The following is a 24,559-nucleotide window of genomic DNA, read 5'->3' as shown; positions in this document are numbered from 1 at the left end:
TGGGCTTTCACACCCATTTTCGCAGGTATGCAGCAAGAAGAATTCAAACTGTTCGACACCATGCGTGTCATACTCGGCGACGTGCCGTGGAGCTTTCTGATAGAGGCTGTTATTCGCGTTACCTTTCTGTACGTGTTGCTCGTGGTGGCCATGCGGCTCATGGGCAAGCGCATGGGCGGCCAGCTCAGCCGCAACGATACGGCCGCCATGGTAGCCATGGCTGCTGCCGTGGGGGTACCCATGCAAGCTCCCGACCGGGGCCTTATGCCTCCTTTGTGCATTGCGGTTATCATTGTGGTGGGCCAGCGCCTGATAGCGGCCTGGACGCTGCGCAGCAAGAAATTTGAGCAAGCTTCGCAAGATGACATTGCTATTCTGCTGGAAGATGGCTGCCTGCAGTATAGCGCCATGGAAAGCTCGGTGCTGCCCAAAGAGCGCCTGTTTGCCAAGTTGCGGAGTGAAGGTATTACGCACTTAGGCCAGGTGAAGCGGGTATATATGGAAGCCAACGGCAACTTCACCATTCTGCCTCAGGAGCCCCCCCAGCCCGGCCTTACGGTGCTACCCAACTGGGACGAGGAATTCTTGGCAGATCAGGAGAAAGCACCGGATACCCTGGCTTGCGCCCACTGCGGCAACGTGCTCCCGAGCAAACAGGCGAGCAACCAAGTCTGCCCCCACTGCCAGCACCAGCAATGGCTTCCAGCAGTAGTCGGCTAACGTAGCATTATTTCATTGCAAGCTCATCATCAGCAGTTTACCCTCTACCTCAACGCTATTTACTTAAAAACATAGGCAGAATTTTATCAGAAGAGCCTTAGGAGAGCATTTTCTAGGATTATAACTAATTTTTGGGATAGGCAGTATGTAGCAACATCTGTTGAGCTTTTGCGCTGCACTACACCTATACCTAATGCCTGAAATTGACTCCCCCACTGCTCCCGTGCTACAAGCTGGCATGGGCGCTCTTCCGCACGAACACGGCACTACGTTCCGCGTGTGGGCCCCGGCCGCCACGGCGGTTTCTCTTGTTGGTCCTTTCAACGAGTGGAGCCCCAAGACGCACCCCCTAACCCACGAAACCGACGGCTACTGGTCGGCCGATTTCGATGCGCTTGGCCCCGGCACTGAATACAAGTTTTGGCTGAAAACACCCTCGGGTGAGCTAACGCGCAACGACCCGTACGCTCGGGAGGTAACCCATTCAGCGGGCAACTCCATTGTTCCAGATCATACCTTCGACTGGGAAGACGACCACTTCCAGATGCCCCCCTGGAACGAGCTGGTGATTTACGAGCTGCACGTGGGTACCTTCAACGCCCCCGACCCGGAGAAGCCCGGCACCTTTCTCGACGTTATTGACAAGCTTGATTACCTGCAGGATTTGGGTATCAATGCCATTGAAATTATGCCGCCCACGGAGTTTCCGGGTGGCCGCAGCTGGGGCTACAACCCAGCTCACCCCTTCGCCCTCGAAACGGATTATGGCGGACCGAAAGCCTTCCGTGAGCTTGTAAAGGCGGCTCACCGCCTCGGCATTGCCGTTATTCTGGACGTAGTGTACAACCACTTTGGGCCCGGCGACTTGGACCTGTGGCAGTTTGACGGCTGGAGCGAAAATGACGGCGGCGGCATCTACTTCTACAACGACTGGCGCGCCGAAACCCCCTGGGGCCACAACCGCCCCGACTACGGCCGCGACGCCGTGCGCGCTACATCCGCGACAACGCCCTGATGTGGCTGGAAGACTACCGCGTGGACGGCCTACGTTGCGACTCTATTTCGCACATCCGCAACGTGGACGGCTCCAGTGACCCAGCCCGCGACCTGCCCGAGGGATGGAGCTTGATGACTTGGATTAACGAAGAAGTGCGGGCTCACATGCCTTGGAAAATCACCATTGCGGAAGATTTGCTGGGCAATGAGTACATCACTAAGGCTCCCGAAGATGGCGGCCAAGGCTTTTCCTCGCAATGGGATTCCGCTTTCGTGTACCCCATCCGCGACGCCCTGACTACCCCTGAGGATGCCGACCGTGACATGGAGCAGGTGGCCGCGGCCATCAGCAAGGTGTACAACGGCGACGCCTTCCAGCGCGTCATCTACACGGAGTCGCACGATGAGGTAGCCAACGGCAAAGCCCGCGTGACCGAGGAAATCATGCCGGGCAACGCCACTTCCTGGTTTCCTAAAAAGCGCTCTACCTTAGGTGCGGCGCTGGTATTCACGTCCCCCGGCATTCCCATGATTTTCCAGGGGCAGACAATGCTGGCCGACGGCTCTTTCTCCGACGACCAACCCCTGGACTGGAGCCGCGCCGAGCAGCACGCCGGGCTTGTTCGTCTCTACCACGATTTGATTCAGCTGCGCCGCAACACGGCCGGCCACACCCGCGGCCTCCTGGGTCAGCAGGTGCAGATTCTGCACGTCAACAACGAGGAAAAGGTAATTGCCTTCGCCCGCTGGGACCAGGGTGGCCCCGGCGACATGACCTTGGTGGTGTGCAACTTCGCCGACCGTGCTCATGAAGCCTATTCCATTGGCGTACCCGCAGGAGGCCACTGGCGCGTCCGATTCAACTCCGACTGGGCTGGCTACGACCAAGAGTTTGGCAACTTCGTGAGCTAGATTCTCAAGCGGAAGAAGGTGAGTACGACGACCAGCCCTTCCATGCCGCTTTCGGCCTGGCCCCTTACTCCGTCCTGATTATTTCGCAGGAGCCGGCATAAGGCTAGTAGGTAATTACCAACGCAAAACGCGGTGGGTAGGGATGGTAGCAGTACCGTCCTTGCCCGCCGCGTTTTGCGTTGTACTAGTTAGGCTACGGCCTGACTATGAGCACCTGCCGCTAGGTGGTAGCCTTGCCTGGTGCGGGGCTACTAGGCGTGAATTGTCCTGAGCAAACGCTCCTAATAAAACTGAGCCCAGCTAGGGCCGTAGGGACCTACGACGTGATTTACCCAAAACCATCTGGTTTTTATACTGCGAAACACGTCGAGAACCATATCTTGCCGCTGCTCCCACCGAATCATCTTTTCTATGCAAGTACCCCTCCCCGCCCCCGAACCCATTGCTCCGGATGCCCTGCTCGTGGAAGTAGCCTGGGAAGTCTGCAACCAGGTGGGCGGTATCTACACCGTTATCCGCTCGAAAGTACCTGCCACGGTGCAGGCCTGGGATGAGCGGTACTGCCTGCTCGGCCCCTACTTTGCCCACCAGGCCCAGGGCGAGTTTGAGCCCTACGACGACTACCAGCTAGCCAAGCTTTCCGACCCTTTTGCGGGTGCCGTGCGCGAAATGCGGCGCCAGGGGTATGATGTGCATTTGGGGATTTGGCTTGTGACGGGCCGCCCACGCGTGGTGCTCATCAACCCCTACCAGGTGTACGACCGGCTCGGCCAGATCAAGTCTGACCTCTGGCACCACCACCACATTCCTACCCCCGACAGCGACGATCTGCTGCACCAGGTAGAAGCTTTTGGCTATCTAACGAAGGTGTTCCTGCAGATCTTAACGGCCGAGGTAGTTCCTCCGCAGCGCGTACTGGCCCACTTCCACGAGTGGATGACGGGCGTTGCCATTCCCGATCTGCGGCGGGAGCAAGTGCCCGTGCACATCGTATTCACCACGCACGCCACCCTGCTAGGCCGCTACCTGGCCATGAACGACCCCAATTTCTACGACCACCTCATGCAGGTGGATTGGCAGGCGGAGGCCCGGCACTTCAACATTGAAACGGCCGTAACCATTGAACGAGCAGCGGCCCACGGTTCCCACGTCTTCACCACCGTGAGCGAACTGACGGTACGGGAATGTATTTATTTGCTCGACCGGATTCCGGACGCGGTGCTGCCCAATGGCTTGAACATTGAGCGGTTTGTGGCCTTGCACGAATTTCAAAACCTGCACCAGCAGTACAAGTCCAAAATTCACGAGTTCGTGATGGCACACTTCTTCCAGTCGTACTCTTTCGATCTGGATAAGACCTTGTACCTGTTTACGAGTGGGCGCTACGAGTACCACAACAAAGGCTTCGACTTGACCCTGGAGGCGTTGGCCCGCCTCAACTACCGCCTGCAGCAGAGCGGCCTGGAGGGCGATGTAGTCATGTTTTTCATCACCAAGCGGCCCGTTCATAGCATCAACCCCCAGGTGCTGCAAAACCGGGCCGTGCTGGAAGAAGTGCAGGCCACCTGCGAGGCAATTGAGCGCCAAGTGGGCGAGCGGCTATTCTACGCCGCTGCTGCCAGCACCGACCACCGCCTACCCGACCTGAGCAGCATGGTAGATGACTACTGGAAGTTGCGCTACCGCCGCCTGCTCCAAACTTGGAAAACCCAGCACCTCCCCTCCGTCATCACCCACAACCTGGTAGACGACCAGAACGACGACATCCTAAACTTTGTGCGCCGGGCCAACTTGGTAAATAACCAGCACGACCGAGTGAAGATCGTGTATCACCCTGATTTTGTATCGCCTACCTCGCCCCTGTTTGGCATGGAGTACGGCCAGTTTGTGCGCGGCTGCCACTTAGGGGTGTTCCCGAGCTACTACGAACCCTGGGGGTATACCCCGCTGGAGTGCGTAGCCCGCGGCGTACCAGCTATTACCTCCGACCTTTCTGGCTTCGGCGACTACGCCTTGCAGCACGTGCCAGCCCACGAAGACAAAGGAATCTTTGTGGTGCGCCGCCAGGAAAAGAGCTTTGAGGAGTCGGCTGAGGAACTCACGGATATGCTCTGGAATTTCGTGCAGCTCAACCGCCGCGAGCGAATCATGCAGCGTAATAACGTAGAAAGCTCCTCAGAAATGTTCGACTGGAAAAACCTGCGTATTTACTACGACCGTGCCTATGCCTTAGCCCTGGAGCGTAGCTAAGCCTCTATTTTCCTTGCGGAAAAAGAGCCTAGTTAGGAGATGTACCTGGCTAGGCTCTTTTGTTATGTTGTCCTCTGTAGTTGTAGTCTATTGCAAGGCTTCACTAAATCTTAATACTAGCCTTCTTTTCTTCGCCCAATGACGCGCCGCCTCCACCTGCTGGTTTCTTTACTGCTGCTCGGGGGCACGGCAATAGCGCAAGAATTTTGGCTAGAGCCAGTGCGTTTTATAGTAGCGCCCGGCGCGGTCGTGCACCTGCGGCGGCTTATGGGGCGGGGCTTTCAGCAGCCGCAGCGGTGGGCTGGCCGGAGTAGCCGCCTAACTACTTTTCGGCACTATGCGCCGGGCCAATTGCCCGTTGATCTTCTACCTACCATGGCTGCCGCGGACACCTTGCAGAGCACCCTTACCATTGCCCAGCCTGGTACCCATCTGCTGGCACTGGCTACCAACGATGCCTATAGTACCCTAGCGGCCAACGAGTTTAACGACTACTTGCGTGAGGCCAAGCTGGACTATATAGTAGCCCTGCGCCAGCAGCGGGAAGAAATGCAGAAGCCTGGCCGGGAAGCGTACCGGCGGTGCGCCAAGACCCTTGTGCAAGCGGGCCCCGTTTCAGCCGCCGACACGGCGCGGGCCTGGAGCCGGGCAACAGGCTTGCCCCTCGAATTGGTGCCCGAACAAAACCCTTACGCACTCCGTGCTGGCGCGTCCCTCACTCTTAGAGTGTTGGCTGCCGGGCGTCCCGTACCCGGCCAAGTAGTGCAGGTGTGGCAGCGCACTTCTCTCCCGGCGGCCCCGCCTTTGCAACTTCGCAGTAACCAAAATGGCCGTGTGTTGTTTCGCTTATCCGGGCCTGGTGATTACTTAGTAAGCACCGTGCGTATGACGCCCGCCCTCAACCACCCGCAAGCTGAGTGGCAAAGTACTTGGTCTACCCTTAGTTTCGGTTTCAAGCCCGACAGATGAGTCCGTAGCGCAGTTTTTCTTCCTTGTCTGGTCCTTAGCGAACACGCTTCGATCAAACAGTTTTTTTGTTACCTTCGCAACTCCCATAACCACCGAACGACCTGCGGTATGAAGTACTCGATAGATAAAAAAGAGACCTACACGATTATCACGATTGATGAGAAAAAGCTCGACACTACCGTCGCGCCGGATCTGAAGTCGGAATTCGTGAAGTTGAATGCTGAGGGCATCAATAACCTGATTTTGGACCTTGGCAACGTCAAGTACACCGATTCGTCGGGGTTGAGCTCTATCCTCATTGCAAACCGTTTGTGCAATTCTACCGGCGGCTTGCTCGTGCTTACTGGCCTGCAAGATCATGTGATGAAGCTCATCACCATTTCCAAGCTGGAGTCGGTACTGCACATTCTGCCCACCGTAGAGGAAGGCATCGACCGTATTTTCCTGCACGCCATTGAGCGGGACCTGACCAGCAAAGAATAGCGTTGAGTACGCCGTTGGCTGTTGGCTGTTAGCTGTTATGTTTCGTACTGACAGCTACCAGCCAGCAGTTTTTTCTTTTTCCAGCGGCGGCGTATACTCGCTAGTGTGTTCTCATTGTCTCATCTTACAAAATGCTAACGGCTCATCGTCGTTGGCGCGCAGCTTCCGTTGGAGTTTGAGCTGAAAATTCTGGGCAGTGCCTCCGCCACCCCGTTCATGGACCGCCACCACACGGCGCAGGTTCTCACGGTGGCCAATTCGCAGTATCTTATTGACTGCGGTGAGGGTACGCAGCGCCGGCTGCTGGAGCATAAGATTCGTCACCAGCGCATCCAGAACATTTTCATCAGCCACCTTCACGGCGACCATTTTTTTGGGCTTTTCGGCCTGCTTGGCACCATGCACCTCAACGGCCGCACTGAGCCGTTGCGGCTGTTTGGTCCGGCAGGGTTAGATGAAGTACTGACTACCCAGTTCCGGCATTCGCACACCCAATTAAGCTTCGAGCTTGATTTCACGCCCGTAGACACTACCCAGCACGGCTGATATTTGAAGACAAGCAGCTCACGGTGCACACCTTGCCCATGCGCCACCGCATACCGTGTTGCGGGTACTTGTTTCGGGAAAAACCCAAGCGCCGCCGACTGCTGGCCGAGCGCCTACCCCACGGCCTCACGCCAACCCAACTTACCGCCCTCACTTCAGGCGAAGACGTAGTAGCAGACAACGGCGAACTGCTAGTTCGCAACGCCGATGTGACAGCCGCGCCCAAGCGCAGCCGCAGCTACGCCTACTGCTCCGATACCATGTACACGGAGAGCCTGGCTGACCTAGTGCACGGGGTAGACTTGCTTTACCACGAAGCTACTTTCCTGGACGATATGCGCGAACGGGCCGCTACCACCCACCACTCCACGGCTCGCCAAGCGGGACTGCTAGCCCGGCGCGCCGAGGTACACCGCCTACTCATCGGCCACTTCTCCAGCCGCTACCGCGACTTACAGCCCCTACTAACCGAAGCCAAAACCATGTTTGAGTGGACGGAACTGGCAGTAGAAGGCCTCACGGTGAGCCTGGCTGAGTAATTATCCGCTTCCGGCCCTCTAGCGCTCCGTTACTTTCATCCTTGATGCTTGCCCCACCGGGTAGCCGGTAGGAGGTGCAGCCCAATGCTTATACCCCATGGGGCACAAAAAACAGCAGCTTTACCTAGTTCTGAGCGGCATATTCATCGTCAATGCCTTGCTGGCCGAAATTATTGGGGTTAAGATTTTCTCCCTGGAGCCCCTAATTGGCCGCCCCGATAATCTGACAGCAGGCGTGCTCATTTGGCCGGTGGTATTCGTGACAACGGACATCATCAATGAATACTTCGGCAAGCAAGGCGTACTACGTGTGAGCTACCTTACGGCCGGCCTTATTTTGTTTGCCTTCTTGGTAATCTATGCCACTACCAAGCTGCCTCCGGCGGCCTTCTGGCTTGATGTGAACAACCAAGATCCGCAGGGCCACCCCATCAACATAGACTTTGCCTACCAAATGATCTTTCGGCAGGGCATGGGCATTATTGCGGGGTCCCTCACGGCGTTTGCCATTGGGCAGGTGCTGGATGCTACGGTATTTCAACTGCTGCGTCGGGCCACCAAGGGGCGCTACGTATGGCTGCGCGCTACGGGCTCCACGTTGGTATCCCAACTCGTAGACAGCTTCGTGGTGCTCTACGTGGCGTTCTACCTGTTCGGCAACTGGACGCTGGACCAGGTACTAGACGTAGCAAATACCAACTACTGGTACAAGTTTGCCGCGGCTATTCTGCTTACTCCGGTACTCTACCTAGCGCACTTTCTGATTGACCGCTACCTCGGCACGGAAGAAACCAGGGAGCTACAACAAGAAGCCAGTGCAGACATCAGCGTATAGCTTGGGCTTCTGCAAGTAGTACTTACTACACCTTAAGTCTACTAAAGGGTATCCACTCCTTAGCTTGTGAATAGCCTTGCGGACTAGAAATTTCACATAGCACTACTGGGCTACGTTGCGGCCGGCACCAGCCTCGCAGGGCCAGTAATGGAGAAGCGGATTCCAACGAATAACTTAGCGGCCCTGATTCACGCTCTTCACACGAGGAGGGCTACGCCCGCTCTTGTGCCTACTGTTTACTAGTTTTTCTCTCCATGTCCCGAATCCTTACCGGCATCCAAAGCACCGGGCGCCCCCACTTAGGCAACTTGTTAGGGGCTATTCTGCCCGCCGTTGAGCTGTCCAAGAATGCGGCCAATGAGTCGCTGTACTTCATTGCTGATTTGCACTCACTCACGACCGTGCGCGACGCGGAGCTACTGCGCCAGAACACGTACGCCGTGGCCGCCTCGTGGCTGGCCTGTGGGTTCGACACGGAAAAAAACCTGTTCTACCGCCAGTCCGATGTGCCGCAAGTGGCGGAGTTGGCTTGGTACCTGTCGTGCTTCACCCCCTACCCCATGCTGGCCAACGCCCACTCGTTCAAGGACAAGTCGGACCGTTTGTCGGACGTGAATGCTGGGCTGTTTACCTACCCAGTGCTGATGGCGGCGGACATTCTGCTCTACGACGCTGACGTGGTGCCCGTGGGCAAAGACCAGATTCAGCACCTGGAAATCACGCGCGACATTGCCTCGGCCTTCAACAACCGCTATGGCGACACCTTTGTGTTGCCGCAAGCCCGCGCCGATGAACAGCTCATGACTATTCCGGGCCTCGATGGGCAGAAAATGAGCAAAAGCTACGGCAACATCATCGACATCTTTGCTGACGATAAGGCGCTGCTCAAAACCATCAAGAGCATTGTATCAGATAGCACCCCGCTGGAAGCGCCTAAGAACCCGGACACGGATACCACCTTCAAGCTTTTCTCGCTACTGGCTACGCCCGAGGAAACGGCCGACATGCGCGCCCGCTACCTGGCCGGCGGCTACGGCTACGGCCACGCCAAGCAGGCCCTCTACGAGCTGGTGCTGCGGCGCTTTGCAACGGAGCGCGAACAGTTCAATTTCTACATCAACAACCTACCCGAAGTAGACCGTAAGCTAGCCGAAGGGGCCCGCAAAGCCCAGGCCTATGGCTCAGAGGTCCTAAATAAAGTACGCGAGAAAGTGGGCTATCAGCGCCGCTGAGGTTCATTCGCGCTACAGGTTCACAGAAACGCAGCCATAAAAATACCCGGTTCTCCGCGTTGAGAACCGGGTATTTTAGTATGCAGCAGGTAGCTTTTCTGAGCACCGCAGTAGCCCCGTTATTTATACAAGCTGCCTAGTATGGCAGGCCATCAACGTTGAAGTGTCGTTGCTCGTGAGAAAAGCTGAACCCTACTTTACTCCCGCGGCTGACCTGCTGATTTTCGAGCTTTTGCTTGACCGATATTTTCTGGATATCATCCAGCGGTGGGGCAATTAAGTCGTTGTTTACGGCGGCAATCATGGCGCTTTCCACGAACAGCTTAAGCCCATCGGGCGTCACTACGTTGTCCGACATGTCATTGTCGGGCAGTTCTAGCTGCTGCACCCCTTCCAGGAAAAAGTGGTTATCAATGTTGATAAGCAAACGGCCCACTAGGTAGCCGGGGTCACTCATGCGCTGGTACTTGATGCTGTCGGCCATGAAGTTGTAGGCCATGATGTGGCCGAAAAACCGCCGCCGGAAGTCTTCTTCCACGTATTTGGTAGGCATGGGGCCGTAGTCGTCGGGGAAGGTGACAATGTTGGAGTGCATCACAAAGACCAGCAGGTCGCCGGAGAAGCGGATATGAAACTCCATATCGTTCACGGGCCGGTATTCGATAATAACCGTGGAATCGACGGGCGTAATGCGGCGGCTCAATTCTACTACCAACTCCTGCGACACCTTCCGCAATAAATCGAAAGTAGCCAGCGTGTTGCGGTAGATGGCCTGCTTAGCCGTGGACTTCTGCCGGAGTCCATCAAAAATTAGGTTGAGGCGGTCGGCGGGGGTAGCGCCTGGCTCACCGGGGGCGTTGGTAGCCGTGTTATCAGAATTGGGCACGCCCGCAACGGTGGTGGGTGCCGGGGCACCGGGCGTTCCGTCGTTTACATGCGCAAGCGTAGCTGGCGTTGGTGCCGATTGAGGTAATTCGTCCATACAAACAGAAGCAAAGGCGCGTGAGTAGGTAGTGCGCAATGAGAAATATTACCAGCAATGCGGTAGAATCCTACTTCATCTACGCAAAGGAGGGCGCCAACAGTTTCGGAAACACCTATATACATATGTCCATCAACTACTTATACATTCGTTCCTATCTCATTTTCTGAGGATGCATCCAGTGCCTGCAGGTGGGCGCCTAGGTGAGGTGGCGGCGGCAAGTGAGTAGCCCGGGGCCACGCTGAACTATGGAAGGCCACAGTGCGCAAGCCCGGGTGCGGAAACTCCGGGGAAGCGGGTAGCAGCATCGAGTGCGCGGCCTCCTGCGCCAGGGCTTGTCCTACTGTGCGCACCGCCCCGGCGGGTACAGCAAGCCTTTCCAGAGCCGCTAGCAGAAGCGAGCTTGGGAGTTGTAGTATCCGCTCGCGCAAGAGCTGCTCTAGCTCGGCACGGTGCGCTACGCGAGCAGCATTGGAAGCAAATCGGGCCTCCTGCGCCCAGATGGGCCGCTCCAGCACAGCACATAGGTGTTCAAACTGCCGGTTGGTACCTACTGCCAGCAAGAGGCGCACCCCATCAGAGGCTTCGTACACAGTGCCGTAGGGCACAATACTAGGGTGGCCCGACCCCATAGGGCGGGGCTCTTGCCCCGTTACCAGGTAGGTAGAGGCTTGATTCGCCAGGGAAGCCAAAGCACTATCCTGCAACGATACGTGCACCACTGCCCCCTGGCCCGTTTGCGTGCGCCGGTAGAGGGCCGCAAGCAAGCCCTCTTTCAGTTGGTGCGCGGCCAACAGGTCAATCAGGGCTACGGGCATTTTGAGGGGTTCCTGGCCAGGACCAGCCGCATTAAGATGCATGAAGCCCGTTTCTGCTTGCAGCACGGCATCGTAGCCCGCCCGCGGAACGGCGGCCCCGTAGCCCGTGATGAGGCCATACAGCAGCCGCGGATTGAGCGCTGCCAGGGTGTCGTAATCTACTCCTAGCTTGGTGGCGTCACCGGGTTTGTAACTAGCTAGTACTACGTCGGCGTGGGTGGCTAAGCGGTGCACAGCCGCGCGGCCAGTAGCAGTAGTAAGGTCAAGCACAATGGACTGCTTGCCCCAGTTGGCGCAGGCGAAGTAAGCCGTAACGTCGGTACCGGGGGCTTCGCCGGGAGTGCGCCAGGTGCGGGTTACGTCGCCGCCGGGGGCTTCAATCTTCAGCACCTGTGCGCCCAGTTCCGCAAAAAACTGCCCTACCTGCGGGCCAGCCAGCACAGAAGCCAGCTCGATAACTGTTAGTCCGGTGAAGGGAAGTGAGAGGTTAGAAGCAGTACTGGGCATGGAGCGAGGGTTGGCATCAGCTGGCAAGATAGCCCCGGTCGCGGAGTGCGAGCACGGGGTCAGCGGGAAGTTGCTCCAAGCGCCCTCCGTGCAGCAGGTACACAACGTCGCACAGGGGTAGCACTTCGGTGTAGCGGTGGTCGGTGAGCAGGATGCCTTTCTGTGCTTTAGCTTGCCGAAACATCTCGCCCAAAGTTTCTACGTGCAGTGGCATCACCCCCGAAAAAGGCTCATCAAACAACGAAAACCGCGTTTTGGCATGTAGCAGCAGTAGCACCTGCACTAGCCGGGTAGTACCCCCCGAAAGCTCACCGATGCGGCAGGAAACCTGAGCCCGTATATCTGGAAAGTTAGCCAGTGCCTGTTCAGCATCAACCCCAAGCATGCGTGCTGCTTCCATCAGCGTGAGGTGCTCTGGCAGCAGTGGCACCTGGGGAAGGTAGTTCAGCAGGCCTGGCTTTCGATAGGCGGGCACTACACGCTGCCCATTCACCCGCACGGAGGCGTCGGCGACGTGGCGGCCACCAAAGACAGTTTGCAGCAGGTAGATTTACCGCAGCCGTTGCGCCCCAACAGGCCTACCACTTGCCCGGTCTCCACCCGCAGGTACACATCGGAGAGAATGCGCCGCTCCCCAAACGCGAGCTGCATACCATCCGCTTCTAATACGTAGGAGAAAGACTTGCTCATTGCAGCACAGCATGAAGCAGCCCAACGGCGGCGCTGAACAGTAGCGTATCAGCCACTAGTACGCCCGCCCACAGCTGCCAGGGCGCAATGTGCAGGTTTAGGTAAAACCAATACTGGTGGGGCCGCAACTGCGCCGACAGATACCAGATAACCAGAAAGGTGCCCAGCTTCGTCAGCAGTAGCCCTGCTGTGAGCGGGAGAGGCCAGGTAGGAAATGGCCCGACGGCGGCGGCCGCAAAGATCAGCAACGAAAACACTACGGTAAAGGGGGCCACGGTGCGGTAGAACAGGCCTAGGGCCCGCAGGTACGTAGGTATCGTCATGGAGTGCGCATTGAGCTAGCCACACAACGCCCCGATAACCAGATTATTCTACCACCCCTAACCGTAAAAACACCGGAAACACCACTGGCCGCTCTGCGCTGCCCCACCGCTGCGACAGCTCTGCGGCCAGTTTAGCCACGGGGTCCTGGTCGTGTTGCTTCTGATACTTTGCTACGCTCGACCAAGTACGCAGGTAGTTCAGCATCCACTCGGCAGACCACTGCCGCCGCACTGCAAACCGCTTGTGCTGCACCTTGGCAAAAGGGAAAGGCAAGTGCGCGTACTCGTTGGTGATGTGCTGGCGGTTAGGGTCCCAGTAGGGGCCCATGGTTTCGTCGTGAAACTTCCGAATCAATGGGTCTATTTCGGGGCTCACCTGCACCAGGCCATACCCCCACTCTGCCACTGTACCCCCCGGCCGCGCTACACGACGCACCTCGTCTACGAAGGCATCGGGCTCAAACCAGTGTACCGCCTGCGCCACCGTAATCAGATCGAAGCTGGCTGGTGCAAAGGGCGTGTGTTCGGCTGGGGTAATGTGGTAGTGAATGTTGGGGTGGGCGGCGGCTTTGTCTAGCTGGGCCTGGCTGATGTCGGTGGCCTCTACCTGGCGGAAGTGCTGGGCCAACACAGCCGCCACTTGCCCGTTGCCGGTTGCGCAGTCCCAGGCCTGGTTGTGGTGGTCCACTTGGGGTAGCAGCCAGTCGTAGAGTTCGGCGGGGTAGTCGATGCGGTACTGGGCGTAGAGGTCGGCTTGGGAAGAGAAACGGTCGAGCATTAGTTGGCGTTTACTGGTTGATTTGTGGTTATTGGCAACTGCTAGCAGGCTATCAGCCACGGCCGCCCAGCTTGTATACGGCCATTGCCACCGCGAAAACGAAAAACTCTTCACCAAAACCAATGCCTACTCCCATCCAAACCGGCCTACTGGCTTACGGCATGTCGGGCCGCATTTTCCACGCTCCCTTCCTAGCGGCACATCCTGGCTTTCACCTACGGGCCGTGGCGGAGCGCAGTCGCAAGCAGGCCGCCGAGCTTTACCCGGGCATCATTAGTTACGACAGTGTAAGCGAATTGCTTGCCGACCCCGTGCTGGAGCTGGTGGTAGTAAATACGCCCAACAACACGCACTTCGAGTTGGCAAAGCAGGCACTGGAGGCCGGCAAACACGTGCTCATTGAAAAACCTGTTACTACAACCACGGCCGAACTTACCGAGCTATTTGCCGTGGCGCGCCGCCACAGCCGGCAGGTGTTCGGCTACCAGAACCGGCGCTGGGACAGTGACTTTCAAACGGTACGCCAGGTAGTGGAAAGTGGGCAGTTGGGTCAGCTTACGGAAGTGCACTTCCGCTTCGACCGCTACAAAGCAGCCCTCAACGTGAAAGCATTCAAGGAAGAGCCAACTACTCCCGGCAGCGGCCTTAGCTACGACTTGGGCCCGCACGTGCTCGACCAGGCGCTGAGCTTATTCGGGCAGCCCGAGCGGTTCCACAAGACCTTAGCAACCAACCGTCCGGGCTCCCAGGTCAACGACTACTTCCATTTCCACCTCGCCTACCCCGGCGGGCTCCAGGTGTTCGTGAGTGGTAGCTTGCTGGTGGCCGATGCCGGCCCGGCCTACGTGCTGCACGGCACCCAAGGGTCGTTCCGCAAGCAGCGCACCGACGTGCAAGAGTCTGAGCTCGACCAGGGCATGCTGCCTACAGATGCGGCCTACGGCTTGGAGCCAGCCGGTCAGGAGGGCATCCTCACCCTGGTGCTGCCCAATGGTCAGAAGCAGACTAGCACGGTGCCTTCGCCGCGCGGTGATTACCCGGACTTGTTTGAGGCCGTGTACCAAACGCTCGTTCACGGGCAGCCCTACCCCGTGCGTGAGGCAGAACTTCACTGGCAGTTAGCAGTTTTAGAAGGCTAGGAAAAGCCCTTAGCGCGGCGCTACGCCTCATGCGGCTCTGTTTGTGACTACTACGCCGCGCCAGCCATATAGCAACCCAACTATACGGCACGAAATCCGCCTATCTTTGTTATCATTACACAAGCGGTTTGCTGACCGGACAACGAGGTCAGCCATTTCATCATCCTAATTCGCTGAACCTTGAAGTTTCACGATTTTAATCTCCACGACGACCTATTGGCCGGCGTGGATGCCATGAATTACCAGAATGCCACGCCTATTCAAGAGCAGGCTATTCCTAAAATCATCGAAGGCAAAGACCTGATAGCCTGCGCCCAAACCGGCACCGGCAAAACAGCGGCCTACCTGCTTCCCCTCCTCGATAAGATTTCGCACGCCAAGCACGGCACTACTTCCACCCTGGTGCTGGTGCCCACCCGGGAGCTAGCTACTCAGATTGACGAGCAAGTGACCGGATTCGGTTACTTCGTAGAAGCCAGCTCCATTGCCATTTATGGGGGCGGCAAAAGTGAAGGCTGGGAGCAGCAAAAGCGCGCCCTCACCTCCGGCGCCGACATTATCATTGCTACGCCGGGCCGCCTCATTGCCCACATGCAAATGGGCTACGTCAAGTTTGAGCACCTGAAATATCTGGTGCTGGACGAGGCCGATAAGATGATGGATATGGGCTTCTCCGATGACATCTTGAACATCGTGCGGCAGCTGCCCAAGGAGCGCCAAACGCTTTTGTTCTCGGCAACCATGCCCAATAAAATCCGGGAGTTTTCGCAGCAGATTCTGCACAACCCCGACGAAATCCGTTTGGCCGTGTCGAAGCCTGCCGCGGGCATCGACCAGCAGTTTTACATGGCCTTCGACCGTCAGAAGATCTACTTGTTGGAGCACCTGCTCAAAACCCAGGAAGTGCAAAGCATGGTATTGTTCACGTCGCAGAAAGCCGCCGTTGGGGGCATTGTGCGGGCGATTAACAAGCTGGGCTACGAGGCGAAAGGTATCAGCTCCGACCGGACGCAGGAGGAGCGCGAGCAGATCATGCGCGAGTTTAAAAACAAGCAGTTTCCCATTCTGGTGGCTACTGACGTGCTCAGCCGGGGCATTGATATCGACTCGCTCAGCCACGTAGTAAACTACGACATTCCGCGTGCCGCTGAGGATTACGTGCATCGCATTGGCCGCACGGCCCGCGCTGCCACCAAAGGCACGGCCATCACCTTCATTTCCGACCAAGACCAGGACCGCGTAGTGAAGATTGAGAAGCTGATTGAGCGGGACATTGAGAAGAGGAACATCACCGAAGAACTTGGCTTAGGTGAGGCGCCTGAGTTTGACCCCAAGCGGTTCAGTGGCTTGCGGGGCAAAGTAGGCGGACGGCCTGAACGTGGGGACCGCGCGGGCAGTGGCAACCGCGACCGGGGCCCCCGCCCAGAAGGAGAACGGGGCCCGCGGGGCGAAGGTAGCCGCAACGGTAGCGGACGCGGCTCACGCCCCGATGCCAACGGCAAACCCGATGCTCAGCAGCAAGAACGTATTGCAAAAGCACAAGCGGCTTTAGCAGCTCTCGATGCAGGCCAGGCACCGGCCCAGCCCTACCAGCGTCCGGCGCGCGAAGCTCGGCCTCCGCGCCCAGAAGGAGAGGCTCGACCGCCTCGTGAGCCACGGGCCCCGCGCCAAGAGGGCGAACCAGCACGCACGGAGCCACGCGCCGAGGGGGAAGAGGCTAAGCGTCGTAGGAAGCGGGGCGGCCGCAATCGTAGTGGCCGCAGTCCTCGCCCCGAGGGTAGCACCCCCACTGCTGAATCCACCGCAGCCGTACCAAGCGCCGAATAAATAAAAAAGCCCCGCTACTACTAGCGGGGCTTTTTTGTGTCCATATCCGTCTCGGTTCATAGGTGCGCCGCTACCGTCCCATACACCTTATTACTACCCACAGGTAGAACTACCTTTTCATAGCCTCCATGCTCCTATGGCTGATTGACACACGATACTTTTTTCATGCGCTAGCAGTGGCCTTTGTGGCCAGGCGCGGTAGATTTGGCTTCGCACATGACATAAGCAGGTTGATCTTACTCAACACAACTTACTAACTAATAGGTAATTACACAATAATGCATCAATGATGCATTATTGTGTAGACCTAATTACAATTAAGCTCTTAAGTACATGCAACATAGTTGCTAAAACCAAATACCCAAAAGAAAACCCAGCCGGAGCTGGGATTTAAAAGGGCTTGAAACCACGCTTTACAGCACTTGGCCTAAGCCAAACAAAAGCGTAAATACGAGAGTAGTCAATGCCATTTGCTTGAGTAGCGGGTCAAGTTGCATAGACTCTTGCGCTGCCAAACCATCAAGGCGTTGCGAAACAGCAACGGGGCCGAAAGCACAAACAACCACTGCCAAGGTGAGCGGTACGTTAGGGTCACGTATACTATGGCGCAGGCAAAGCCACTAGCAGCAGCAGCCAGTGGTAGCGGCGGGCGTGCACGGGGCCAAGCCGCACTGGAATGGTGATTTTGCCAGCCAACTTGTCGGAGCGGATGTCCCGGATGTTATTGACGTTGAGGACTGCCGTAGCAAAGCAGCCCAAGGCTGCCGCGGGCAGTAGTATGGGTAGCGGCAAGGTGCGCGTTTGCAGAAAGTACGTGCCGCACACCCCCACCATCCCAAAAAAAATAAACACGGACGCGTCGCCCAGGCCGGCATAGCCATACGGCTTGGAACCGGCCGTATAATTAACGGCCGCCCAGATAGCCGAGAGGCCCAACACAAAGAAGGATAGAAAGATCCAGGCGCCGGCAGTACCCAGGGCCACCCACAGCAGCAGCAAGCCACTTAGCAGGGACAGCACCCCGAACACCAGCATCCCCTTCTTCATTTGCTGGGGTGTGATGGCACCGCTCTGTACGGCCCGTTGGGGTCCTTCGCGGTGCACACTATCGGCGCCGTTCTGGGAATCGCCATAGTCATTGGCGAGGTTACTCAGGATCTGTAGCAGAATGGTAGTGAGAGCCGCCAGTCCCACTACCGCAGCCCGAAACTGCCCCTGGCTGGCGGCCAGAAATCCGCCGGCCATAATACTGGCCAGCGCGAGCGGCAAGGTGCGAGGGCGAAAAGCGGAAACCCAGGCTTTGGCAGGCTAGTGGGAGCAGTAGGGCTGCTGGAAGAAGAGACCATGACTGGAAACGTTGAAAAATGCCATCCTGTGACTAGTGTACTTACCCTGCCGTTTCAATGGCGGCAATCTTTTCCGCCGAAAGCTCCGAAAAGTGCCCTATTACCAGGTCGGCGTGGTGGAGGTCTTGCAGGGGCGAATGCTCACTGTTGTAGCCAATGCAGTACAAACCGGCCGCTTTGGCTGCCGTAACACCATTGGCTGAGTCCTCAATTACTAGGCACTCGGAGGCAGGAGCCTGAGAAAGGGAGGCCGCGTGCTCGAAGATGGCCGGATCGGGCTTGGAGCGCGGAAAATCTTCGCCGCTGATGAGGTGGGAAAAATAAGGCGCCAGCTTAAACCGCTCCATTACCCGGTCGATGGTGGAGTGCGATGCTGACGAGGCCAGAATAAGCTCAATATTATGCTGATGCAGGTCCTCGATAAGGGAGCGCACGCCATCGAGCAGTTCCAGATCGGGTTTCTCATCGAAAGCCCGGTTAAAAAAGTCGCGCTTGGCCTGCACCAGTTCCAACACTGGTTGCGACAGTTGGTGCTTTTCTTTCAGGTACTGGTAGGTGTTCTTCGTGGAGCGGCCCGTAAACTGAGCGTATTCCTCGTCGGCTACATCAATACCGAGCTCGTCGAAATGCCGGAAGTACGCGTAGCGGTGAACCGGCTCCGTATCGACGATGACGCCGTCCATATCGAAAATAACAGTGCGTATCATGCAGCAACTAGTGGTTATGAGCGCGAAGGTAGAGAAACCCAGGGCTCTTGACTAACAAGTGGCGGCCTGCCCTGCCGCGCCAGAAAAGCGCAAGCAAAGCAGGCCGCGTATTTCACAGGGAGAATGTTACTTCAGAACGGCAGCTACTAGCTCGTCGCTCATGGGCTTTACCTTGGAGGGATAGAAGGCTACTACGTGGCCGGTTTCGTCTACCAGATACTTGCAGAAATTCCAGGTAGGGGCATCTCCTACGGCCCCGTTCTTCGACTTATCGGCCAAGAACTTGTAAAGCGGAGCCGTATCGTCGCCTTTTACCGAAACCTTGCTGAACAGGGGGAACGTGACGCCAAAGTTTTTCTCGCAGAAAGTAGCAATCTGCGCCTCAGTACCGGGCTCCTGGCCGCCGAAATTGTTGGCCGGAAAGCTAGAACTACCACTTTATCGCCGTGCTTCTTGTAGAGTTCTTCCAGCTCTTTGTACTGAGGCGTGTACCCGCATTCCGATGCGGTATTCACGATCAGCAGCTTTTTCCCTTTGTACTGGCTCAGCTTTACGTCCTTGCCATCAATGCTTTTCACGGTGAAGTCGTAGACGGTGCCGGTGGCGGTGCTTTCGGTGGTAGTGGTCATGGTTGGGGCAGGCTGGGAGTGGGAGAAAGACAGGCCGCTAGCGAGCAGCGTGCCTAGTAGTACAAAAGCTTTCATACGAGAGAGAAAAAGTCAGTGACCAACCAGCCGCCGGGCACATTGTTCGGTGCCGATGACCAGTTAGCTCAAAGTAAAGAAACTCTTCCGCACGAAACTATCCGTATCAGCTCTTGCGGCTCAGCAAAGGGCAACGGCACCGTGCTATCTTAGCATAACTCAAGGCTTACTGTGCGGCATTTGCTGAAGGGAATCCGAGCGGGCTATTAAAAAGCCGTACTTTTGCCTTTTGCACATTTCTTCCCTGGTTAATCTGCTCATGCGTACGACTCTCTATTCTGTCATTACCGGTACGGGCAGTTACCTTCCCGCTCGTATTGTTAGGAATGAGGATTTCACAGCATCTACCTTTTATGACGCTGATAGTAACCTTCTCACCAAACCGAGTGCGGAAATCGTTGCGCGCTTTGCGCAAATCACGGACATCCACGAACGTCGTTACGTTACGGATGACCAAGTAACCTCCGACATTGCCTTTCTGGCGGCGCAAGACGCCCTGCAATCCAGCGGTACGGACCCCGAGTCGCTAGATTATATTCTGGTGGCTCACAACTTTGGGGATGTACAGGCCGATAACCGGCGGTCGGATTTTGTGCCGAGCCTGGCAGCGCGCGTCAAGCACAAACTGGGCATCGAAAATCCGCAGACCATTGCCTACGACTTACCCTTCGGCTGCCCGGGCTGGCTCCAGGGCCTGATTCAGGCCGACTACTACTTGCGCTCGGGCGACGCCAAGCGCGTTCTGGTGATTGGGGCGGAGGTACTCTCGCGCGTGTGCGACCCGCACGACCGGGACAGTATGCTGTATGCTGATGGCGCCGGGGCGGTGCTACTGGAAGCGCAGGAAAGCAACGTACCCGTGGGTATCTTGGCCCACGGTACTCGCTCCGATACCGTTCAGGCAGCTCACTTGCTGCGCATGGGCGCCTCCTACAACCCCAACTACCCAGGGAGCGACCTGTTTTTGAAAATGGAAGGCCGCAAGCTCTACGAGTACGCGCTCAAAACCGTACCGCAAGCCATCAAAGACTGCTTAGAAAAAGCCAAGCTGCCCCTGGCCGACATGCACAAACTACTGCTACACCAGGCCAATGGCAAAATGGACGATGCCATTCTGAAGCGACTGTACGGCTTGTACGACGAAGCTACCGTGCCCGAAGGCGTCATGCCGATGACGATTTCCTGGTTGGGTAACTCTTCGGTGGCTACCCTACCTACCCTGCTGGACCTTCTACTGAAAGATAAGCTGCCCGGCAATGATATTCAGCCAGGTACTAACATCGTGTTTGCCTCTGTAGGCGCCGGTATGAACTGCAACGCCGTAGTGTACCGGATGCCAGGCTAAGCAGCCCCCCCAACGCGCAAGCGCCCCGCCAGACAGTGTCCGGCGGGGCGCTTGTGTTTGACGTGCTACTAGCACCAGGGCTCAGTCTGTGTAGTGATAAGCGGGCTTAGGTAGTGCGGGGCGTCAGCCACTTTTCCAGAAGCACGGGCTGGTAAGCCAGCATTTCTTCAATTATACCATTGGGGTCGGGGTTGCTGAGCAACTGGTCGCGGTTTTCACGGCGCAACAGGCCTTCATCGGCCATGTGGTCTAGGGCGCGCAACAGATGGTCGTAGAAGCCCTCTACGTTGAGCAGCGCCACGGGCTTTTTGTGCAAGCCAAGCTGCCCCCAGGTCAGCACTTCAAACAGCTCTTCCAACGTACCATACCCCCCCGGCATCGCACGAAGCCTTCGGCTAAATCGGCCATCAGGAGCTTACGCTCGTGCATGCTTTTCACGATATGGAGCTCCGTTACGCCCCGGTGCTCCACCTCCTTGGCCACCAGAAAATCGGGAATGACCCCGATAACTTTGCCGCCATGCGCTAATACACTATCGGCTACGGCTCCCATCAGGCCTACGCGGCCCCCGCCGTACACCAGCGTCATGCCACGTTCGGCTAGCACACGGCCCATCTCCTGGGCTCGTTGGGTATACATTTCGTTGGTTCCGGCACTGGAACCGCAATACACGGCTACGCTTTTCATAAAACTGTAGGGCGAAGCACGGCCTCGCCTATTATTGGTTGAAAAAGAAAACAGTAGCAACGCCAGGCTTTGGCATTGCTACTGAGATGATAAAGAGCGGCAGACGGAGAGCCGCAACACGTTTGCAGTTTTTACTCGCGTTGCTGAGTTAGATGCCTCAGGCCCTTAACCTGCTTTGGCTACCTCCTGCGCCCGCGCGCTCGGCCATACGTGAAAATTACATCCGCTCGGGCACCTGAATACCAAGCAGGCCCATGCTAACTTTTAAGGCCTTAGCCGTTTGGGCCGACAGCGCTACCCGGAACGCCTTCTTGGCAGCATTGGGCTCAATAAAGATGGGAACTTCGGTGTAGAACCGGTTGTAGGCCTTGGCCAGGTCGTAGGCGTACTGAGCTACAACGGCCGGCGACTGCGTGCGCGCCGCTTCCGTTACCACGGCCGCATAGCGGCCAAGCTCCTGAATCATTTCCCGCTCGGTAGCCTGAATTTCTGTGAGGCCAGCCAAGCTTGCGTTGGCTGCTACGCCTTGCTCGGCCGCCTTGCGCAGGATGCTGGAGATACGGGCGTGCGAGTACTGAATGAACGGGCCAGTGTGACCTTCCAAGCTCACGGACTCTTCGGGGTTGAAGAGCATCCGCTTCTTAGGGTCCACTTTCAGCAGGTAGTATTTGAGGGCTCCCAAGCCCAGCATGTGGTAGAGCTGCTCAGCTTCGGCATCCGACAAGCCTTCGGTTTTGCCTTTCTCGAGGGTAGCAGCCTTTGCAGCTTCCACCACTTCGCGTACCAACTCGTCGGCATCAACCACGGTGCCCTCCCGGCTTTTCATCTTGCCCGAGGGCAGGTCTACCATACCGTAGCTGAGGTGGTAAATGGCATCGGCGTAGGGCTTGCCCAGCTTCTTCAGCACGGCCTTCAGCACCTGCATGTGGTAGTTCTGCTCGTCGGCAATAACGTACACCGACAGATCATAGTGGAAGTCCTGGTACTTTAACTCGGCCGTACCCAAGTCCTGGGTGATGTACACGGAGGTACCGTCGGCACGGAGTAGGAGCTTCTCATCGAGGCCCTCTTCCTGCAGATCTACCCACACCGAGCCGTCGTCCTTCTTAAAGAAGACGCCCTTTTGCAGGCCCTCTTCTACCCGCTCCTTACCTAGCAGGTACGTTCCCGACTCGTAATAGTACTTATCAAAATCGACACCGATGGTCTGGTAGGTTTCGTTGAAGCCTTCGTACACCCAGCCATTCATTTGCTTCCAGAGGCTTACCACCGCTTCGTCGCCGGCTTCCCAGGCGCGCAGCATGTCCTGGGCTTCCAGCATCATGGGGGCTTGGCGCTTGGCTACGTCGGCGGCTACGCCTTCGGCTTCCAGCTGCTTTACCTGCTCGCGGTAGTGCTTCTCAAACAGCACATAGTACTTTCCGGCCAGGTGGTCGCCCTTGATGCCCGCCTGCTCGGGTGTTTCGCCTTGGCCGTACTGCTGGTAGGCCAGCATGGACTTGCAGATGTGAATACCCCGGTCGTTGACGAGGTTGGCTTTGGTAACGGTAGCGCCAGTAGCTTTCAGAATCTCGGCCACTGAGTAGCCGAGGAAGTTGTTGCGCAGGTGCCCTAAGTGCAGGGGCTTGTTGGTATTAGGGGAGGAATATTCCACCACCACATTTTGCGGGCCACCCGTTTCTACCGGTGTAGTGGCAGGCTGCTGCCGCAACTGGGCAAAGACATCGAGCCACGCCGAGTCGGCAATTTCTAAGTTCAGAAAGCCTTTCACCACGTTGTAGCCGCTTACCAGCGGCTCATTGGCTACCAGCCAGTCGCCAATGCCTTGCCCAATTTGCTCGGGGCCTTTGCCTAGAGTTTTCGTAAAAGGGAACGTAACGAGGGTAAACGAGCCCGCAAACTCCTTGCGCGTAGGCTGCAAGGTGAGTTGAGGCGAGGCTACCTCGGCGTCGAATACGTTCTTGATGGCAGCCCCGAGGGCCGCTTTGAGGGTTTGTTCGAGTTGTTGCACGGAAAGCGAAACGCTTAAGAGAAGCGGTATACTAGGCTTCTGGAAGATACATTCTTGGACTGACAACCACGGGGCACTGCGTAAACTATGGGCCAGCCAGCGGCGGCATCTACCCTCACTACGGAGTGCCAGTAGCCGCGCTCTGCGCCTTAGCTTACGCTAGATTCGTCGTTGGTTGGGTAGCCGCAGAATTGTCTTCATCGGGAGTTGACACGGTAGCCAGACTAGGCCGTCGCTGCTACAAAGGTAGAAAGCCCAGCCAGATGCCGCCCGAAAAAATATGGCCGCTGGCCCGACTGCCCGTCATCCTACTGCCTACAGGGGGCAAGGTGCCTCCAGCCCCAGCTATTTTCCAGGTGCTGAACCAAAGCCAACGGCTGTGCGTGTATTTGCTGCAAAGAGTATCTTGCGCCCCACGCATGAACGTTCACCTACAGCAAATCCTCGACAACCCCCTGGCCGCGCTGGCCATTGTGGGCAACCTCATCATCATTGAAAGCCTGCTCTCCGTAGACAATGCGGCCGTGCTGGCAACGATGGTATCGGACCTCCCTAAGGAGCAACGCCACAAAGCCCTGCGCTACGGCATCATTGGAGCCTACGTATTTCGGGGGCTCTGCATCCTATTTGCTTCCTACCTTATTCAGTTCTGGTTTTTGAAGCCCCTGGGCGGCCTGTATTTGCTTTACCTAGCGTACAGCCAGTTTGCTAACCGCAGCAGCGACGGAGAGGAAGACGTAGACAAGCAGAAAAGCTGGCTCTACCGCAGTACCCTCGGGCTGCTCGGTCCGTTTTGGGCCACGGTGGCGCTGATTGAGCTGATGGACCTGGCCTTTTCCATCGACAATGTGTTTGCCGTGGTGGCCTTCACCGACAACCTGATCCTGATTTGTGGGGGCGTATTCATTGGCATTCTGGCCATGCGCCTGGTGGCGCAAGCCTTCGTGCTGCTGATGGGCAAGTACCCGTTTTTGGAAACGGCTGCCTTCGTGGTTATTGGTATTCTAGGCCTGAAGCTGCTACTTTCCCTCTTTGAGCATTTCCAGCCCCACCACCCCTTCAGCCACTTCCTTAGCAGCGAAGCCGCCGATGCAGGCCTTACTGTGCTTACCGTAGCTGTGTTTGCCGTACCACTACTCACCTCCTGGCTGTTCGGGGTGCCTTACCGCCAGGGTGGTCGTCAGGCGTAGCAAGAGTAGAACCCATAAGCAAT

At 57.1% G+C, this 24,559-nt stretch carries 23 protein-coding genes and 3 pseudogenes; 14 read left to right on the top strand and 12 right to left on the bottom strand.

Annotation, left to right across the window (positions count from 1 at the left end):
• Nucleotides 1-60 precede the first annotated feature (60 nt).
• The 10 genes from VI25_RS11945 (at nucleotide 61) to trpS (ending at nucleotide 9,482) form a co-directional block, all read left to right on the top strand.
• The gene (locus VI25_RS11945; RefSeq protein WP_161806931.1) at nucleotides 61-720 is read left to right on the top strand and encodes a DUF421 domain-containing protein; all 660 of its coding nucleotides are present in this window, start codon (nucleotides 61-63) and stop codon (nucleotides 718-720) included.
• A 193-nt stretch (nucleotides 721-913) separates the two neighbouring features.
• A complete protein-coding gene (locus tag VI25_RS26850) occupies nucleotides 914-1,735 on the top strand; it encodes an alpha-amylase family glycosyl hydrolase (protein WP_236705027.1) in 822 nt (273 codons plus the stop codon).
• The gene (locus VI25_RS26845; protein ID WP_236705026.1) at nucleotides 1,735-2,628 is read left to right on the top strand and encodes an alpha amylase C-terminal domain-containing protein; all 894 of its coding nucleotides are present in this window, start codon (nucleotides 1,735-1,737) and stop codon (nucleotides 2,626-2,628) included. The genes VI25_RS26850 and VI25_RS26845 overlap by 1 nt, the downstream gene beginning before the upstream one ends.
• 411 nt (nucleotides 2,629-3,039) lie before the next feature.
• On the top strand, nucleotides 3,040-4,878 hold the full coding sequence (locus VI25_RS11935; RefSeq protein ID WP_045687340.1) for a glycosyltransferase: 1,839 nt from the start codon (nucleotides 3,040-3,042) through the stop codon (nucleotides 4,876-4,878).
• Between the two features lie 138 nt (nucleotides 4,879-5,016).
• A complete protein-coding gene (locus VI25_RS11930; protein WP_045687339.1) occupies nucleotides 5,017-5,847 on the top strand; it encodes a DUF4198 domain-containing protein in 831 nt (276 codons plus the stop codon).
• A 108-nt stretch (nucleotides 5,848-5,955) separates the two neighbouring features.
• Complete coding sequence (locus tag VI25_RS11925) at nucleotides 5,956-6,330, top strand: STAS domain-containing protein (RefSeq protein WP_045687338.1); 375 nt, start codon at nucleotides 5,956-5,958, stop codon at nucleotides 6,328-6,330.
• A 216-nt stretch (nucleotides 6,331-6,546) separates the two neighbouring features.
• A complete protein-coding gene (locus VI25_RS28515) occupies nucleotides 6,547-6,876 on the top strand; it encodes an MBL fold metallo-hydrolase (RefSeq protein WP_316934320.1) in 330 nt (109 codons plus the stop codon).
• Nucleotides 6,877-6,914: 38 nt separating this feature from the next.
• The gene (locus VI25_RS28510) at nucleotides 6,915-7,415 is read left to right on the top strand and encodes an MBL fold metallo-hydrolase (RefSeq protein ID WP_316934319.1); all 501 of its coding nucleotides are present in this window, start codon (nucleotides 6,915-6,917) and stop codon (nucleotides 7,413-7,415) included.
• Nucleotides 7,416-7,512: 97 nt separating this feature from the next.
• Entirely contained in the window at nucleotides 7,513-8,250 is a 738-nt protein-coding gene (locus tag VI25_RS11915; RefSeq protein WP_045687337.1) for a queuosine precursor transporter, read from the top strand.
• Nucleotides 8,251-8,504: 254 nt separating this feature from the next.
• A complete protein-coding gene (trpS, locus tag VI25_RS11910) occupies nucleotides 8,505-9,482 on the top strand; it encodes a tryptophan--tRNA ligase (RefSeq protein WP_045687336.1) in 978 nt (325 codons plus the stop codon).
• A 136-nt stretch (nucleotides 9,483-9,618) separates the two neighbouring features.
• On the opposite strand, the gene VI25_RS11905 is transcribed toward trpS, so the two are convergent.
• From VI25_RS11905 to VI25_RS11880, 6 genes are all read right to left on the bottom strand, one after another.
• Entirely contained in the window at nucleotides 9,619-10,464 is an 846-nt protein-coding gene (locus VI25_RS11905) for a hypothetical protein (protein WP_236705025.1), read from the bottom strand.
• Nucleotides 10,465-10,604: 140 nt separating this feature from the next.
• On the bottom strand, nucleotides 10,605-11,789 hold the full coding sequence (locus VI25_RS11900; RefSeq protein ID WP_045687335.1) for a CaiB/BaiF CoA transferase family protein: 1,185 nt from the start codon (nucleotides 11,787-11,789) through the stop codon (nucleotides 10,605-10,607).
• 16 nt (nucleotides 11,790-11,805) lie between these two features.
• Nucleotides 11,806-12,288: a hypothetical protein gene (locus VI25_RS11895; protein ID WP_052694972.1), complete on the bottom strand. Its 483-nt coding sequence runs from the start codon at nucleotides 12,286-12,288 to the stop codon at nucleotides 11,806-11,808.
• Nucleotides 12,279-12,479 (bottom strand): ATP-binding cassette domain-containing protein, encoded by a 201-nt coding sequence (locus tag VI25_RS24060; protein ID WP_052694971.1) that lies wholly within the window; start codon nucleotides 12,477-12,479, stop codon nucleotides 12,279-12,281. The genes VI25_RS11895 and VI25_RS24060 overlap by 10 nt, the downstream gene beginning before the upstream one ends.
• Nucleotides 12,476-12,802 carry a hypothetical protein gene (locus VI25_RS11885; RefSeq protein WP_045687334.1) on the bottom strand — a complete coding sequence of 109 codons (327 nt, stop codon included), beginning with the start codon at nucleotides 12,800-12,802 and terminating at the stop codon, nucleotides 12,476-12,478. The genes VI25_RS24060 and VI25_RS11885 overlap by 4 nt, the downstream gene beginning before the upstream one ends.
• A 43-nt stretch (nucleotides 12,803-12,845) precedes the next feature.
• Nucleotides 12,846-13,580: a class I SAM-dependent methyltransferase gene (locus VI25_RS11880; protein ID WP_045687333.1), complete on the bottom strand. Its 735-nt coding sequence runs from the start codon at nucleotides 13,578-13,580 to the stop codon at nucleotides 12,846-12,848.
• 122 nt (nucleotides 13,581-13,702) lie between these two features.
• On the opposite strand from VI25_RS11880, the gene VI25_RS11875 reads away from it, so the two are divergent.
• Both VI25_RS11875 and VI25_RS11870 read left to right on the top strand, forming a co-directional pair.
• Nucleotides 13,703-14,719 (top strand): Gfo/Idh/MocA family oxidoreductase, encoded by a 1,017-nt coding sequence (locus tag VI25_RS11875; RefSeq protein WP_055562523.1) that lies wholly within the window; start codon nucleotides 13,703-13,705, stop codon nucleotides 14,717-14,719.
• Between the two features lie 234 nt (nucleotides 14,720-14,953).
• A complete protein-coding gene (locus tag VI25_RS11870) occupies nucleotides 14,954-16,546 on the top strand; it encodes a DEAD/DEAH box helicase (protein ID WP_052694982.1) in 1,593 nt (530 codons plus the stop codon).
• A gap of 413 nt (nucleotides 16,547-16,959) precedes the next feature.
• Here the strand turns inward: VI25_RS11870 and menA are convergent.
• The 4 genes and pseudogenes from menA to VI25_RS28495 form a co-directional block, all read right to left on the bottom strand.
• A pseudogene (gene menA / locus VI25_RS11865) lies at nucleotides 16,960-17,791 on the bottom strand (1,4-dihydroxy-2-naphthoate octaprenyltransferase).
• Between the two features lie 142 nt (nucleotides 17,792-17,933).
• Nucleotides 17,934-18,599, bottom strand: coding sequence for an HAD family hydrolase (locus VI25_RS11860; protein WP_045690370.1), 666 nt, complete (start codon nucleotides 18,597-18,599; stop codon nucleotides 17,934-17,936).
• A gap of 126 nt (nucleotides 18,600-18,725) precedes the next feature.
• Entirely contained in the window at nucleotides 18,726-18,878 is a 153-nt protein-coding gene (locus VI25_RS28500; RefSeq protein WP_316934324.1) for a hypothetical protein, read from the bottom strand.
• A gap of 57 nt (nucleotides 18,879-18,935) precedes the next feature.
• Nucleotides 18,936-19,228 (bottom strand): annotated as a pseudogene (locus tag VI25_RS28495) (glutathione peroxidase); the annotation flags it as partial.
• 334 nt (nucleotides 19,229-19,562) lie between these two features.
• Here VI25_RS28495 and VI25_RS11850 point away from each other — a divergent pair.
• Nucleotides 19,563-20,648 (top strand): 3-oxoacyl-ACP synthase III family protein, encoded by a 1,086-nt coding sequence (locus VI25_RS11850; protein WP_045690368.1) that lies wholly within the window; start codon nucleotides 19,563-19,565, stop codon nucleotides 20,646-20,648.
• A 106-nt stretch (nucleotides 20,649-20,754) separates the two neighbouring features.
• On the opposite strand, the pseudogene VI25_RS11845 reads toward VI25_RS11850, so the two are convergent.
• Both VI25_RS11845 and argS read right to left on the bottom strand, forming a co-directional pair.
• Nucleotides 20,755-21,335: pseudogene (locus VI25_RS11845) on the bottom strand (TIGR00730 family Rossman fold protein).
• Nucleotides 21,336-21,552: 217 nt separating this feature from the next.
• Nucleotides 21,553-23,346: an arginine--tRNA ligase gene (argS, locus tag VI25_RS11840; protein ID WP_045690367.1), complete on the bottom strand. Its 1,794-nt coding sequence runs from the start codon at nucleotides 23,344-23,346 to the stop codon at nucleotides 21,553-21,555.
• A 419-nt stretch (nucleotides 23,347-23,765) separates the two neighbouring features.
• Between argS and VI25_RS11835 the strand changes: the two genes are divergently transcribed.
• On the top strand, nucleotides 23,766-24,536 hold the full coding sequence (locus tag VI25_RS11835) for a TerC family protein (protein ID WP_045690371.1): 771 nt from the start codon (nucleotides 23,766-23,768) through the stop codon (nucleotides 24,534-24,536).
• The last annotated feature ends 23 nt before the right edge of the window (nucleotides 24,537-24,559 follow it).

Origin of the sequence: Hymenobacter sp. AT01-02 (assembly GCF_000961955.2) — a bacterium.
Classification (GTDB): Bacteria; Bacteroidota; Bacteroidia; order Cytophagales; family Hymenobacteraceae; genus Hymenobacter; species Hymenobacter mucosus.
The sequence above is the reverse complement of the archived record's forward strand: the minus strand, read 5'-3'. Positions and strand labels throughout refer to the sequence as shown.